Consider the following 13,922-nt stretch of genomic DNA (forward strand, 5'->3'; position numbering starts at 1 on the left):
TCGGGGCGCTGGCTCGACGAGGCGACGTCAGAGGTGCCGGGCGTGGTGCTCGGGGCCACGGCCGCCCGGCGGCTCGCGATCGACGACACCGCGGTCGCGCGAGGGGTGCGGGTGTTCATCGACGGTCGGTGGTTCGCGGTGGTCGGCGTGCTCGATCCGGTGGTACTGGCGCCGGAGCTCGACGAGACCGCGCTGGTGGGGGTCGGGGTGGCGGAGGCGCTCTGGGGCGACGACCTCCCCCCGACCCGGATCTATGCCCGCGCCGCACCCGACCGGGTCGGCGACGCACGCGACCTGCTCGCCCGGACCGCGAACCCGGCGGACGCCAGCGGCGTCACCGTCTCCCGCCCGTCGGATGCCCTGGAGGCGCAGGCCGCGGCGGACGAGTCGCTCACCACGCTGACCCTCGGGCTCGGCACGGTCGCGCTGCTCGTCGGCGCGGTCGGCATCGCCAACACGATGGTGATCTCCGTGCTCGAGCGACGCCGCGAGATCGGCGTGCGTCGCGCGCTCGGCGCGACGCGGGTGCAGATCGGTTCGCAGTTCCTGACCGAGTCCGTGCTGCTGTCGCTGATCGGTGGCCTGACCGGGGCGCTCCTCGGCGTGCTCGGCACGGTCGGCTACGCGCAGTCGCAGGGATGGGGTGTGGTGGTGCCCTGGACGCCGATCGGGCTCGGCCTGTCGGCGGCCTGCCTGATCGGGACGGTGGTCGGCCTCTATCCGGCGGCGCGGGCCGCGTCAGTGCCGCCGACGGAGGCGCTCCGGTCGGCGTGAGCGGCGAGGTGCGCGGCGAGGTACGCGGCGACCAGGTCGCCGAACACCCGCTGCCCGGCGACGTCGGGGTGCAGGCCGTCGTCGAGGTAGGTGAGCTTCACCCCTAGCATCGAGAGGTACGACGCCCCGTGGGCCTGCGACGTGCGCGCGAGCGTCGCGTCGACCGCCGCCACCCGCTCGGGGAGCCGGACGGGCGCGGGTGGCGGGCCCACCACCACGACCCGGTCCGGGGCGATGCCGCCGGCCCGCAGCTCCTCGACCAGGCGGACGAGTCCCGCTTCGACCTCGGCGAGCGGTTGGTCGGTGTCGTTGAGTCCGCCCTCGACCACGACGAGCTCGGTGCCGCCGCGGAGCGACCGGGGAGCGCGCGCGGCGTAGGAGACGTCGCCGCAGGCGCTGGCGCTCCTGCTGAACCCGCTGCCGGAGAAGCCGTCGACCCGGACCCGGCCGGGGAGCCGGACGGGCCAGGAGTCGCGCAGGCGCAGCCCGGCGCCCACCGCGTAGGAGTCGCCGATCACCAGCACCTCGCGACCCTCGCCCGTGACCAGGGCGGCGCGCCGCTCGGACCGCTCCGCCACACCGGCGCAGTGGTCGGGTCCGGCGCCGGCGCGAGCCCAGATCGTCGTACTCACCCCTGTGGTGAGGGCCAGCGCAAGCAGGCCCAGGAGGATGTGGCGAGTCACCCGCCCATGCTCCGTCGTACCTGACGAAAGCGTCGTGAAATCGGGGAACTCACGACCGTTTTGTCAGGTACGTCACCGGCCGGCCGGCTCCCGCACCCGGTCAGCCCGCCACAGCACCAGCATGGCGACGACCAGTGCGGCAGCCATCATCCCTACCGGGAGGGCCAGGGCGGCGCGGACGGCGTCGGCGATCGCCGGCGCCGCGGCGTCCCGGGCGTCGGGAGTGAGCGCCTGCAGGCCGCCGACACCACCGTCGAGCGCCGGCAGTCGCGAGGTCAGTCCCGCGGCGAGCAGCACCGCGACCAGCGCGGTCGTGACCGAGGTCGCGAGCTGGTTGAGGACGTTGATCATGGTGGTCCCGGAGGGGATCTCGTCGTGGTCGAGATGGCGGGTGGCGAGGGTCATCGTCGGCAGCATCGACGCCCCGGCCCCGGTGGTGCCGAGCATGAGGAACGGGACCAGCACCCAGTAGGACGTCGTCGCGTCCAGCAGCAGCGCGAAGCCGGCGTAGCCGAGTACGGCCATCGAGATCCCGGTGGCGACCACCCGCAGCGGCGCGACCCGGTCGACGAGGCGGCCGGCGACCTGGATGGAGAGTCCCGCGAGGACCGCCTGCGGCACCATCAGCAGCCCCGCGGTGGAGGCCGACTCGCCGCGCGCGACCTGGAAGTAGAGCGGGACCAGCAGCAGGGTGGAGAAGTAGGCGCCCGCGAAGAGCACGAGCACCAGCGCTCCCCCGCCCGTCAGCCGGCGGCTCAGCAGGCCCACCTGGAGCAGCGGGGTCGGCGTCCGCAGCGCGTGCCGGACGAACAGCGCCAGCAGCGCGAGGGACGCGACGACCGGCACCACCACCGCGGCGCGGACCAGCGACTCCTCCGCGAGCGAGGCGCCCATCACGAGAAGCACCATCGCCGGCGCCAGCAGGACCAGGCCGCGACGATCGAGTCGTGCGGCGTCGGCACGAGCGACGGTGGGCAGGTTGCGACGCGCGAGCCACAGCGCGACCAGACCGATGGGGAGGTTGATCAGGAACAGCCAGCGCCACGAGAGGTTGTCGAGCACCCAGCCACCCAGGGGCGGCCCGAGGACCGGGCCGACGAGGACCGGGAGGCCGAGCAGCGCCATCACCCGGCCGCGCTCGGTGACCGGCGCCGCGTGGAGGGCGAGCGTCATCGCCGCCGGCATCACGAACCCGCCGCCCATGCCCTGCACGACGCGGAACGCGATCATGCTCCCTGCGTCCCACGAGCAGGCGACCAGCACCGAGCCGACGGTGAACAGCAGCAGCGCGCCGAGGAACACGGTGCGGGCGCCGTAGCGCCCCATCGCCCACGCCGCCGCCGGGATGACCGCCGCGAGGGCCAGTGTGTAGCCGGTGCTCACCCACTGGATGACCGGGAGCGCCGCGCCGGTCTCCTGGGAGAGCCGGGCGAGCGCCACTGCTACGACGGTGACGTCGAGCGGGATCATCACGGTGCCCGCGACCACGGTGAGGGCGACGATCGTGGCGCGCCGGCTCGCCGGATCGGCCGGTGCAGTGCGGGCGACTGGGGGTGCGGTGGCTGTCATGACAGCCACTGTGCAAACTCAACTTAAGTTGAGGTCAAGGGACGGATCATGAGACCCCCGACACGGTCCTGCTCGGACGGCTTCGGCCTCGGACGGCCCTCAGACGGCGTAGGCCGCAAGGTCGCCGGCAAGCGCCTCCGTGGCGCGACCGGACACCTTCGTGCCGTCGGCGGTGTGCTCCATCGTGCCGATCTCACCGTCGCGGTGGATCCGGTCGATGAGGTCGCCGCGGGCATAGGGGACCAGCGCCGTGAACTCGACCTGCGGCCGTGGGAGGTCGGCCTCGATCGCGGCGATCGCCTCGGCGATGCCCTCCCCGGTCTTCGCGGACACCGCCACCGAGTGCGGCTCCCGCCGCGTGATCCGGTCGACCACCAGGGGGTCCGCCGCGTCGACCTTGTTGATGACCACCAGCTCGGGGATGTCACCGGCCTCGATCTCGGCGAGCACCTGGCGGACCGCGTTGAGCTGGCCCTCGGGGTCAGGATGGGAGCCGTCGACGACGTGCACGATCAGGTCGGAGTCGGCGACCTCCTCCAGCGTCGAGCGGAACGCCTCGACCAGCTGGTGCGGCAGGTGGCGGACGAAGCCGACCGTGTCGCTCATCGTGTAGACGCGGCCGTCGGCGGTCTGGGTGCGACGCGTGGTCGGGTCCAGAGTCGCGAACAGCGCGTCCTCGACGAGCACGCCCGCGCCGGTCAGGCGGTTGAGCAGCGACGACTTGCCGGCGTTGGTGTAGCCCGCGATGGCGACCGAGGGGATCTCGTTGCGGCGACGCTCCTGGCGCTTGGTGTCGCGGGTCCCCTTCATCACCTTCAGCTCGCGGCGGAGCTTGGCGATCTTGTCGTTGATCCGCCGACGGTCCGTCTCGATCTTGGTCTCACCGGGTCCGCGGCCGCCGATGCCGCCACCGTCGGCACCGACCCGGCCACCGGCCTGGCGGGAGAGGTTGCCACCCCAGCCACGAAGACGCTGCTTCATGTAGCTGAGCTGGGCGAGCTCGACCTGCGCCTGGCCCTCGCGGGACTTGGCGTGCTGGGCGAAGATGTCGAGGATCAGCGCGGTCCGGTCGACGACCTTCACCTTGACCCGGTCCTCGAGGTTCCTCAGCTGCGACGGGGCGAGCTCGCCGTCGCAGATCACGGTGTCGGCGCCGGTGGCCAGGACGATCTCGGCCAGCCCGTCGACCTTGCCGCGGCCGATGAAGGTCGCGGGGTCCGGGGACTGCCGGCGCTGGTAGATGGCGTCGAGCACCTCCGACCCGGCGGTCTCGGCCAGCAGCGCGAGCTCGGCCATGGAGTTCTCGGCGTCCTGGACGGTGCCCTCGGTCCACACGCCGACGAGGACGACCCGCTCCAGTCGGAGCTGGCGGTACTCGACCTCGCTGATGTCCTCGAGCTCGGTGCGGAGTCCCGCGACCCGGCGCAGCTCGTGACGCGCGGCGAGGTCCATGTCGCCGGTCGTCGGGTCGTCGACCGGGTCGGCGTACCCCGACTCCCAGGCGTCGTCGGTCGGCTCTGTGTCGATCGCGGCGACCTCGATCGGGTCGACGTCCAGATCCTCAGGGTCGTCCCAGCCCTCGGTGGCCCGCAGGGCGTCGGCGAGGGTGAAGTCTTCAGCGCGGTTCGTCATATGGCTCTCAAGCCTAGGTGTCTGCATACAGGAGTTGAAACGTCTTTTCGGCTCGGGGTGTTCCCTGGTCCGCACCACGGCTGGTCCAGACTCGTTGCGTGCCCCCACGTCGTACGCCGCCCACCACCGGGGCCGCGGTCGTGCTCGGCGCAGCGATCGTGGTGCTCGCGCTGTCGCTCCGCTCCGCCATCGGCAGCCTCGGCGTGCTGCTCCCGACGGTCCGCGAGGCCCTGGACTTCGCGCCCGCCGGCGTCAGCGTGCTGACCACGCTGCCGCCCCTCTGCTTCGCCGTCATCGGCCTGGGCACCGGGCGACTGGTGCTCCGCTTCGGGGTGCACCGGGTTGCCGTCGGGCTCCTCGCGGCCGTCGCCACGGGCCTAGTCGCGCGCGCACTGACGGACTCGTTCGCCCTCTTCCTGCTGGCGACCGTGGTGATCATGGCCGGCGCTGCGATCGGGAACGTCGTGCTGCCGCCGCTCGCCAAACAGCACTTCCCGCACCGGGTCGCGCTGATCAGCTCGTTGTACGGCGCCGCCGTGGTGGGCGGCGGCTCGCTGGCGTCCGCGCTGACGGTGCCGATCGGCGACGCGACCGGCAGCTGGCGGATCGCGCTGGGCGGCTGGGCGGTGGTCGCCTTCATCGGGATGGCGATGTGGCTGCCGACCGCGTTCCGCGACGAACGGCCCGTCGAGGACACCAGACCGAAGTCGCACCGGATCACCCTCGGCGACGTGGCCCGGACCCGACTCGGACTGGCGTTCCTCACCTGCTTCGGTGTGCAGTCGTCTCAGGCCTACGTGCAGTTCGGATGGTGGGGCGAGATCCTCGCCGACGCAGGGGCGGACGACGCGCACGCCGGGGCGCTGCTCGGCGTGATCACCGGGATCGGGATCCCGGTGACGCTCGGCCTCCCCGCCCTGATCCGGGTGACCCGGGGCGGGATGACCCTGCCGATCATGTTCGCCTGCTGCACCGTCGCGGGCTGGGTCGGCGTGATCGTCGCGCCGCTCGCCGTCGGCGGCTGGCTGTGGGCCGTGCTGCTCGGCATGGGTGGCGGCGCGTTCACGTGGGTGCTCGCGATGATCGCCTCGCGCAGCCGCACCGCGGAGGGCACCTCCCAGCTCTCGGCGCTGACCCAGGGCGTGGGCTACCTGGTGGCCGCCGGCACCACCTTCGGCGTCGGACTGCTCCACGAGCTGACCGGCAGCTGGACCGCGCCGCTGGCCGGCACCGCGGTGCTCGCGGTCGGGATCGGGCTGGCGGGCGCGGTGATCGCTCGGTCCGGACCCCTCGAGGAGCACCTGCCGGACCGAATCCGGGCGTGACGGATGCAGCGACCGGCTACTTCGGGGGCATCCGGATGCCGCCGTCGACGCGGATCACCTCGGCGTTCAGGTACGGGTTGGTGATGCACTCGACGACCATGCTCGCCAGCTCGTCCGGCCGGCCCAGCCGCTTGGGGAACAGCACGCTCTCGCCGAGCTTGGCCTTGAACGCCTCGGCCTGCTCGCCCTCGCCGTAGATCGGGGTGTCGATCAGGCCCGGTGCCACCGTGTTGAGGCGGATGCCCGCGGCGGCAAGGTCCCGCGCGACCGGGAGGGTCATCCCGACGATGCCGCCCTTCGACGCGGAGTACGACGCCTGGCCGATCTGCCCGTCGAAGGCCGCCACGCTCGCGAGGTTGACGATGGCGCCGCGGCAGCCGTCCTCGTCCGGGTCGTTCTGGCTCATCGCCGTCGCCGCCTGCCGAACCATGTCGAAGGTCCCGATCAGGTTGATCTGGATGACCTTGGTAAAGGCCTCCAGCGAGTGGGCCGACTCCAGCGTCCCGTCACGCCCGATGGTGCGCTGCGCCCAGCCGATGCCGGCGGAGTTCACCACCGCGCGAAGGGGCGCGATCTCGGTGGCGGCCTTCACTGCGGCGGCGATCTGCTCGGTGCTGGTCACGTCGACCTGGGCGAAGACGCCGCTGATCTGGGCGGCCAGGGCCTCGCCCTTGTCGGCCTGGAGATCGGCGACGATGACGGTGGCGCCCTGGGCGGCGAGCTGGCGGGCCGCGGCCGCGCCGATGCCCGAGGCGCCGCCGGTGACGATGGCGGAGGATCCGGTGAGTTCCATGCGCCGGAGCGTACCGAGAGGCGGTTCCGTCGGTGCCTACGGTCTGGTGACGGTCGCTGCGCGACCTCCTCGACCTGCGGCGACTGACCGGCGGCTACAGGGTGGTCGTGCCCTGGGCGACGATCTCGGCGGGGCCGGTCATCACGATCCGGTCGTCGGCGGTCCAGATGATCCGCAGGGTGCCGCCGGGGAGGTCCACGCGGTAGGCGGTGTCGCGCACTCCCCCGTCGGGCCGGTCGGCCAGGGCCGCGGCGACCATCACCGCACAGGCCCCGGTGCCGCAGGACCGGGTCTCTCCCGAGCCCCGCTCGTGGACCCGCATCGCGACGTGGCCCGGCGCCCGTCGTACGACGAACTCCACGTTGACCCCGTGGGGGTAGACCGCCTCGTCGTGGACGGGCGGGTCGAGCAGCGGGCCCACCTCCGCGAGGTCCGCGCCGTCGTCCAGGAAGGCCACCGCGTGCGGGTTGCCCATGTCCACGTGCAGCGCCCGCCAGGTCCGGTCGGCCACCGACACCGTGGTCTCCCCGAGCACCTTCGGGGTGCCCATGTCGACGGCGATCTCGCCGTGGGCGACACCGCCGGCGAAGGTCAGCACCTTCACGCCGGCCCGGGTCGCGACCGGCACCGGGGCCGAGGGGTCGGCGAGCCCGTGCTCCGCCAGGTAGCGGCCGAAGACCCGCACCCCGTTGCCGCACATCTCGGAGAGCGAGCCGTCGGAGTTGCGGTAGTCCATGAACCAGGTCGCGTCCTGGCCACCGCCGTCGGGCACGAGCTCGGTCCGGACCACGCGCAGGACGCCGTCACCGCCGATGCCGGCGCGCCGGTCGCAGATCGCCCGGACCCGCTCGGCGGTCAGCTCGGCATGGATCGTGCCGTCGTGGTCGGGCAGCACGACGAAGTCGTTCTCGGTGCCGTGCCCCTTGAGGAAGGGGTACGACGCCACCAGCTCACGGCTGGACATAGAGCCGCTCCTCGTACGAGCTGCCGTAGTACTCGTCGAGCACCTCGACCGGGACCTCCGGAGCCTCGAACCGCGACGCCAGGACCGCGCGCCGCGGCACGACCGCCTCGGGGTCCCACGTCTGCGGGTCCCACAGCCTCGACCGCAGGAACGCCTTCGCGCAGTGGAAGAAGACCGCCTCGATCTCGACCACGACGGCCAGCAGCGGACGGTGGCCCTTGACCACCATCTCGTCGAAGAACGGCGCGTCGCTGACGAGGCGGGCACGGCCGTTGACGCGCAGCGTGTCGCCACGGCCCGGGATCAGGAAGTTCAGCCCGACGTGGGGGTTGGCGAGGATGTTGCGGTAGCCGTCGGCTCGCCGGTTGCCCGGCCGCTCCGCGAGCGCGATCGTCGTGCCGTCCACCACGTGCACGAGCTGCCCCGACGGGTCGCCCTTCGGCGAGGCGTCACAGCGTCCCTCGGCGTCGGCGGTCGCCATCACGCAGAACGGTGCGGCGGCCAGCCAGTCGCGGTCGACGTCGGTGAGAACGGACCGCTCCTTGGCCGCTGCCCGCTCGGTCGGGGCGCCGAGCAGCGTCGTCAGCTGCTCGGGAGTGCGGATCTCGGTCCAGCCCGGTGCCGTGGTCACCCCACAAGGGTAGGTGTCAGTCCGGATCGACCACCATCGCAGATCCCCCGCCACGTCTCCGCGGCTCGGCCACCGCGGTCAGCATGCCGCCCGGACCGACCTCGATCGCGGCCACGGCGCCGATCTCCGACGCGCTGGATCCCGGTGCTCCCGCGACCGCGAACCGGTGCCCGTACCCGGCCAGCGCGGCGCCGTACGCGTCGACGAACGCCTGCTCGGCCGTGACGGCGGCAGTGTTGCGCTGGGAGGCCCGCGGCGCGGCGACGGCCGCCGGCAGGCCCATCCCGAGGTCGAGCCGGTTCAGCAGGACCTGGAGGACCGTGGTGATGATGGTGGAGCCGCCGGGCGAGCCCAGCGCCAGCACCGGCTCGCCGTCCTCGAGCACGATCGTCGGCGACATCGAGCTCCGCGGCCGCTTGCCCGCCTGGATCCGGTTCGGGTCGGCCGGGTCGTAGACGGTCGAGAAGTCGGTCAGCTCGTTGTTGAGGATGAACCCGCGGTCGGGCACCACGATCCCGGAGCCGCCCGTCTGCTCGATCGTGAGCGTGTAGGCGACGACGTTGCCCCACCTGTCGGCGGTGGTGAGGTGCGTCGTCGAGACGCCCTCGGTGTCGCGCTCGTCCGCGGTCTGCGGGTCGGCGGTGGCGCACACGCCGTCGTACGACGTCACGTCGCCGGCCGGGACAGGCTTGGCGGCCGCGGCCTCGGGGTCGAGCTCGCAGGCCCGCTCCTTGGCGAAGGTGTCGTCCAGCAGCGCCTCGGTGGGCACGTCGACGTAGGCCGGGTCGCCGACGTACCTGCCGCGGTCGGCGAAGGCGAGCGCGGTCGACTCGAGGTAGTGGTGCAGCGCCTGGCCCGGGGTCATCGACGACAGGTCGTACTGCTCGAGGATGTTGAGCGACTCGCCCACGGTGGTGCCGCCCGAGGACGACGGTGCCATCCCGTAGACGTCGTACCCGCGGTAGCCGACGCGGGTCGGGGCCTGGACCAGCGCCTCGTAGTCCGCGAGGTCGCCGGGCATCATGCTGCCGGGCGGCACCGGCAGGTCGGTGTCGCCGCTCAAGGGCGGCTCCTGCACCGTGGCCGAGATCTCGGCCGCCAGGCGGCCCCCGTAGAACCAGTCGACGCCCTTGGCGCCGAGCTGGCGGTAGGTCCGGGCGAGGTCGCGGTTGCGGAACGTGCTGCCCACCTCGGGCAGCCCATCGCCGAGGAACAGCTCCTTCGTGCTGGTGAAGGTGCGGAACCGGTGGGCGTTCTCGCTCGTCTGCAGGCGGAACGTCTCGTCCACCACGAACCCGCGCTGCGCCAGCGCCGCCGCCGGTGCCAGCGCATCGGACAGCGAGAGGCTGCCCCAGCGATCGAGTGCCTCGTCCCAGGTCGCCGGCGTGCCGGGCACGCCGACCGAGACGCCGCTGGTGACCAGCTCGGGGCTGAACCGGTAGGGCCGCCCCGTCGACGGGTCGATGAAGGCATCCGGCTGCATGTCGGCGGGTGCGGTCTCGCGCCCGTCGATCGTGGTCACCTCGCCGGTGGCCGCGTCGTAGTGCACGAAGTAGCCGCCCCCGCCGATGCCGGCGCTGTAGGGCTCGGTGACGCCCAGTGCCGCAGCGGTCGCGACGGCCGCGTCGACCGCGTTGCCGCCGCGCTCGAGGACCTCCAGTCCGATGGCCGAGGCATACGGGTCGACCGAGCTCACCGCCCCACCGTGGCCGATCGCCGTCGGCGTCTTCGGTGGTGCGGGGTTGGGCGGGTCGGCGACCGCCGGCGCACCGGGCGCTGCCGCGAGGGCGAGGGCAGCGACACCCGCAGTGGCGCTGGCGGTCAGAGTGGCGAGGGTACGGCGCATGGTGACCTCCCGAGATCCGAAGCCGTTCCCTTTACCTTGCCGGGCCTGTCAAGGCCCGGCCCAGGACCTAGCGGGCAGGTTGGTCCTCCCCGCCGCCCGACTCCCGGTCCTCCTTCAGCGCACCGACCACCCGGTAGCGCGCGGCGATGAACGCCTTGTTCTGCGTCGCCTCCAGCAGCTCCAGGTCGAGCCGTCGCGGGAGCAGCTGGCGGCCGGCGCCGAGGGTGACCGGCGCGAGGTAGGCGACCACCTCGTCGAGCAGCCCGGCGTCGGCGAACTGCCCGGCCAGGTCTCCGCCACCGACCACCCACACGTCCTTGCCGTCCGCGGCGGCCACCAGGTCGTCGTACACGGTGGTGACGTCGCCCTTCGCGAACCGGATGTCGGCGCCCGGGACCGGCACCAGGTCGCGGGAGGTCATCACCCAGGCGGGCATGGAGTAGGACCAGGACTCCCCGGTCCGCTCGGTGTGGGCGAGGACCCACTCGTAGGTCGTCGACCCCATCACGATGGCGCCGATGCCCGAGATGAAGTCCTCGTAGTTCAGTGCGCCCCCCGCGTCCTGGTCCTGGCGCATCAGCCAGTCGAGAGAGTCGTCCGGGTCGGCGATGAAGCCGTCGAGGGTGGTGGCGGTGTAGTAGATCGCCCGGGTCATGTGGTGCCTCCTTCGGCGTCGATCTCGGTGTCGGTCTCCCCCAGCTGGCGGCGCAGCCACATGATCGGGTCGCCGTCGTCGGTCCGGACGCCGGCGGCACGGAGCAGGTGGCGGGCCAGCTGGCGCCGGTGTGCGGCGTAGGTCAGTACGTGCGCGATCACGCTGCTCAGCACGAAGCTCTCGGGCGGGTCGCACAGCGCGTCGACGAGCCGGTCGTTCCACGCCCCGCGGCGGTCGATGTCGCGCACGGCCGCCAGCCAGCGCGGCGCGACCGCGTCGTGGCGCTCGAGCAGCGAGGCCGCCGTCGGCGCCCCGTCCCGGGAGGGCGCGTCCAGGCCCTCGATCGAGGCCAGCCAGATCTCCTTGGTGAACACGTGGTGCTCGAGAACGTCGGCGATCGACTCCTCAGGTCCCTCCCACGAGGTCACCGTGTTGGCCGGCAGCCGGGGCTTCGACCACTCCTCGCCGGCCAGGCCCTTGGCGAGCTCGATCAGGTCTCGGGTGTCGTCCAGGTCGTGGTGGACGAGCTGCTCGGTCACCGGGTTCATCGCCTGCTCCTGCGTGTGCACCCACAGGTGCATCGGTGGGTGGAAGTGGATGCCGTTCGCGGCGGGCAGCCAGTGGCTCGCACCGCTGTCGGCCGCGGCCGCGCTCGGGGGATGACCGAACGCCCGCGTGAACGCGCGGCTGAACCCCTCGACCGACTCATAGCCCGCCGCCCACGCGGCATCCGTCACGGTGGCCCCGCGGCGGATCTGCCAGGCCGCGCGCTCGAGCATCACCCGCCGCCGCATGGCGACCGGCGCCTCCCCGGCCTCGCGGGACAGCATCCTGCTGAAGTGATACGGCGACGCGTAGGCGCCGTCCGCCATCTCGCCCAGCGTGCGGTTGCCCTCGTCGAGCACGGCGTCGAGGAGCTCGCGGAGGCGGTCGCGGCCGGGCCTGGTCATGGGACCAGTGTGTCGCTGGTCAGCGGGTCGGCGCCTGACCGATCTTGCGCAGCGCCTTCGCGACCCGGGCGGGGTCGTCGTGGTCGACCCAGGTGATGCGGCTGTCGTCCTTCCACCACGCCAGCTGGCGGCGCGCGAACCTGCGGGTGGCGATGACGGTCCGCTCCTGCGCCTCCTCGAGCGACATCTCGCCGTCCAGGTGCGCCAGCACCTGCCGGTAGCCGATCGCCGAGGAGGCGGTTCGCCCCTCGGCCAGGCCCTCGTCTCGGAGCCGGCGGACCTCGTCGACCAGCCCGCCCTCGAACATCTCGCGCACCCGCTGCTCGATCCGTCGATCCAGGACGTCGCGGTCGATCGTCACGCCGATCTGCACGGTCGCGGGGTCGAGGTACTCCTGGACCGGAAGCGTCGCGCTGAACGGCCGGCCGGTGATCTCGATGACCTCCAGTGCCCGGACGATGCGGCGGCCGTTCTCGGCCTCGATCCGTCCGGCGCTGGCCGGGTCGAGCTCGCGGAGCCGGTGGTGGAGCGCCTGGCTGCCGACGCTCTCGAGCTCCTGCTCGAGGCGCTCGCGGACCGCCGGGTCGGTGCCCGGGAAGTCGAACCGGTCGAGGATCGCCCGGGTGTAGAGGGCAGAGCCGCCCACCAGCACCGGGGTCACGTCGCGTCGCCGTAGGTCGGAGATGACCTCGCGGGCCCATCGCTGGAACTCGGCCACCGTCGCCGGCTCCCGGACCGAGATCGTGTCGAGCAGGTGGTGCGGGATCCCGCGCCGCTGCTCGACCGGCAGCTTCGCCGTACCGATGTCCATGCCGCGGTAGACCTGCATCGCGTCGGTGTTCACGATCTCCCCCGCGAGTGCCTCGGCGAGGTCCAGGGACAGGCTGGTCTTGCCGCTCGCGGTGGGGCCGACGATCGCCACGATGGGCTTCGGTGCAGTCGGCATGGGCTCAGTCTCGCAACTCCCCGGAATCCGAGGGACATTCCCCTCGCGCGATCGCTTGTAGGGTGACGGCCGTGCGAGACCCCGCGACCGGCCAGAACCGGTTCGTCGTCGTTCCGGCCGCCTACGTCTTCCTCCTGCGGGAGGTGCCGGGCGGCATCGGAAGCGAGGTGCTGCTGCAGCTGCGGCAGGGCACCGGCTACATGGACGACCACTGGGCGGCGGCGGCGGCCGGGCACGTCGAGCGCGGCGAGACCGCCGAGGACGCCGCCCATCGTGAGGCGCTCGAGGAGATCGGGGTGAGCGAGCTCGCGCTGGCGTTCGCCACGGCGATGCAGCGGACCGCACGCGACCTGCCCATCGACGAGCGCGTCGACTTCTTCTTCACCGCCCGGTCCTGGCGCGGCGAGCCCCGCATCGTCGAGGGCGCGAAGTGCGCGGACCTGCGGTGGTTCCCGCTGGCGGAGCTGCCGGACCCGGTGGTACCCCACGAGCGGTTCGTGCTGGAGGGGCTCCGCCGCGGCGACCTGGCGCCGCTCACGCACTTCGGCTTCTGACCCCCGGTTGAACCGGGCGGTCGCGGATACCTCAAGGCCAGGTGCTCCCCGGCGATCCGACCCCGCCGCCCCCGGGTCGAGAGGGAGGAGCGAGGACAGAGATGACCGAACAACCGACCGATCAGCAGACCGAGCCTGAAGGCGAGTCCGGACGGATCGACCCCAACGTGGACGCGGGCCAGAAGCTGCCGCCGCTGCCCCGGCCCACCGTCGAGCCACAGGCACCGCCCCCGGGCGGCCCGCACGCGGTTCCCGGAGTCGGCGGGGACGGCGCTTACTCGACCGCGGCCCGCGACCCGAACCCCGACCACAACCCGGCCACCGACCATGAGCTCCCCGAGGAGACCAGGCAGCGGGAGGACACCGACACGGAGGCGACCAAGGGCAGGGCCGACCAGGTGACCCCCGACGAGGAGTCGCCTGCCTAGTCCCGCCTAGGCCTGGCCGGTCCTGGCCGGTCCTGGTTAGGACTCGGTCAGGTACCGCCGACCGCGGCATGGAGGTCGCCCGTCCGGGCGACCTCGCGCAGCTGCCGGTCCGCCCGGTCGGCGACCGGGTTCGCGCCCGCCCGGCCCGCGAGCTCGACGAGGGCGTAGAGGT

At 72.8% G+C, this 13,922-nt stretch carries 14 protein-coding genes; 4 read left to right on the forward strand and 10 right to left on the reverse strand.

Features of this window, described 5'->3' with window-relative positions:
* A partial coding sequence (locus E7Z54_RS12030) for an ABC transporter permease (protein ID WP_136433989.1) occupies positions 1–774 on the forward strand: 774 nt, incomplete at its 5' end.
* On the opposite strand, the gene E7Z54_RS12035 is transcribed toward E7Z54_RS12030, so the two are convergent.
* From E7Z54_RS12035 to hflX, 3 genes are all read right to left on the reverse strand, one after another.
* Positions 717–1,457, reverse strand: a complete 741-nt coding sequence (locus E7Z54_RS12035; RefSeq protein WP_136433991.1) for an SGNH/GDSL hydrolase family protein — start codon at positions 1,455–1,457, stop codon at positions 717–719. The two genes, E7Z54_RS12030 and E7Z54_RS12035, sit on opposite strands and share 58 nt — an antisense overlap.
* 72 nt (positions 1,458–1,529) lie before the next feature.
* A complete protein-coding gene (locus E7Z54_RS12040; protein WP_136433993.1) occupies positions 1,530–3,026 on the reverse strand; it encodes a DHA2 family efflux MFS transporter permease subunit in 1,497 nt (498 codons plus the stop codon).
* A gap of 99 nt (positions 3,027–3,125) precedes the next feature.
* A complete protein-coding gene (gene hflX / locus E7Z54_RS12045) occupies positions 3,126–4,658 on the reverse strand; it encodes a GTPase HflX (RefSeq protein WP_136433995.1) in 1,533 nt (510 codons plus the stop codon).
* A gap of 98 nt (positions 4,659–4,756) precedes the next feature.
* Here hflX and E7Z54_RS12050 point away from each other — a divergent pair, with 98 nt between their 5' ends.
* On the forward strand, positions 4,757–5,983 hold the full coding sequence (locus E7Z54_RS12050) for a CynX/NimT family MFS transporter (RefSeq protein ID WP_168798293.1): 1,227 nt from the start codon (positions 4,757–4,759) through the stop codon (positions 5,981–5,983).
* Between the two features lie 16 nt (positions 5,984–5,999).
* On the opposite strand, the gene E7Z54_RS12055 is transcribed toward E7Z54_RS12050, so the two are convergent.
* From E7Z54_RS12055 to miaA, 7 genes are all read right to left on the reverse strand, one after another.
* Entirely contained in the window at positions 6,000–6,776 is a 777-nt protein-coding gene (locus E7Z54_RS12055; protein WP_136433999.1) for an SDR family NAD(P)-dependent oxidoreductase, read from the reverse strand.
* Between the two features lie 94 nt (positions 6,777–6,870).
* A complete protein-coding gene (gene dapF, locus E7Z54_RS12060) occupies positions 6,871–7,740 on the reverse strand; it encodes a diaminopimelate epimerase (RefSeq protein ID WP_136434001.1) in 870 nt (289 codons plus the stop codon).
* Complete coding sequence (locus tag E7Z54_RS12065; RefSeq protein ID WP_206056176.1) at positions 7,727–8,371, reverse strand: pyridoxamine 5'-phosphate oxidase family protein; 645 nt, start codon at positions 8,369–8,371, stop codon at positions 7,727–7,729. The genes dapF and E7Z54_RS12065 overlap by 14 nt, the downstream gene beginning before the upstream one ends.
* Positions 8,372–8,387: 16 nt before the next feature.
* Positions 8,388–10,217: a gamma-glutamyltransferase gene (ggt, locus tag E7Z54_RS12070; RefSeq protein WP_136434003.1), complete on the reverse strand. Its 1,830-nt coding sequence runs from the start codon at positions 10,215–10,217 to the stop codon at positions 8,388–8,390.
* Positions 10,218–10,284: 67 nt separating this feature from the next.
* Positions 10,285–10,872, reverse strand: a complete 588-nt coding sequence (locus tag E7Z54_RS12075) for a dihydrofolate reductase family protein (protein WP_136434005.1) — start codon at positions 10,870–10,872, stop codon at positions 10,285–10,287.
* Complete coding sequence (locus tag E7Z54_RS12080) at positions 10,869–11,822, reverse strand: helix-turn-helix domain-containing protein (protein ID WP_136434007.1); 954 nt, start codon at positions 11,820–11,822, stop codon at positions 10,869–10,871. Before E7Z54_RS12080 ends, E7Z54_RS12075 begins: the two co-directional genes overlap by 4 nt.
* Positions 11,823–11,841: 19 nt before the next feature.
* Positions 11,842–12,768 carry a tRNA (adenosine(37)-N6)-dimethylallyltransferase MiaA gene (gene miaA / locus E7Z54_RS12085; protein ID WP_136434009.1) on the reverse strand — a complete coding sequence of 309 codons (927 nt, stop codon included), beginning with the start codon at positions 12,766–12,768 and terminating at the stop codon, positions 11,842–11,844.
* Positions 12,769–12,839: 71 nt separating this feature from the next.
* Between miaA and E7Z54_RS12090 the strand changes: the two genes are divergently transcribed.
* Together E7Z54_RS12090 and E7Z54_RS12095 are read left to right on the forward strand one after the other, a co-directional pair.
* Positions 12,840–13,322, forward strand: coding sequence for an NUDIX domain-containing protein (locus tag E7Z54_RS12090; protein ID WP_136434011.1), 483 nt, complete (start codon positions 12,840–12,842; stop codon positions 13,320–13,322).
* Positions 13,323–13,423: 101 nt separating this feature from the next.
* The gene (locus tag E7Z54_RS12095; RefSeq protein WP_136434013.1) at positions 13,424–13,750 is read left to right on the forward strand and encodes a hypothetical protein; all 327 of its coding nucleotides are present in this window, start codon (positions 13,424–13,426) and stop codon (positions 13,748–13,750) included.
* Positions 13,751–13,922: the final 172 nt, after the last annotated feature.

Origin of the sequence: Nocardioides sp. (assembly GCF_004803405.1) — a bacterium.
Taxonomy (GTDB): Bacteria; Actinomycetota; Actinomycetes; order Propionibacteriales; family Nocardioidaceae; genus Nocardioides; species Nocardioides vastitatis.

Bases quoted from the DNA above. Each gene is read 5' to 3' on its own strand.
- E7Z54_RS12040 (WP_136433993.1), bottom strand. From the start codon at position 3,026: ATGACAGCCACCGCACCCCCAGTCGCCCGCACTGCACCGGCCGATCCG.
- hflX (WP_136433995.1), bottom strand. From the start codon at position 4,658: ATGACGAACCGCGCTGAAGACTTCACCCTCGCCGACGCCCTGCGGGCC.
- E7Z54_RS12055 (WP_136433999.1), bottom strand. From the start codon at position 6,776: ATGGAACTCACCGGATCCTCCGCCATCGTCACCGGCGGCGCCTCGGGC.
- dapF (WP_136434001.1), bottom strand. From the start codon at position 7,740: ATGTCCAGCCGTGAGCTGGTGGCGTCGTACCCCTTCCTCAAGGGGCAC.
- ggt (WP_136434003.1), bottom strand. From the start codon at position 10,217: ATGCGCCGTACCCTCGCCACTCTGACCGCCAGCGCCACTGCGGGTGTC.
- E7Z54_RS12075 (WP_136434005.1), bottom strand. From the start codon at position 10,872: ATGACCCGGGCGATCTACTACACCGCCACCACCCTCGACGGCTTCATC.
- E7Z54_RS12080 (WP_136434007.1), bottom strand. From the start codon at position 11,822: ATGACCAGGCCCGGCCGCGACCGCCTCCGCGAGCTCCTCGACGCCGTG.
- miaA (WP_136434009.1), bottom strand. From the start codon at position 12,768: ATGCCGACTGCACCGAAGCCCATCGTGGCGATCGTCGGCCCCACCGCG.
- E7Z54_RS12095 (WP_136434013.1), top strand. From the start codon at position 13,424: ATGACCGAACAACCGACCGATCAGCAGACCGAGCCTGAAGGCGAGTCC.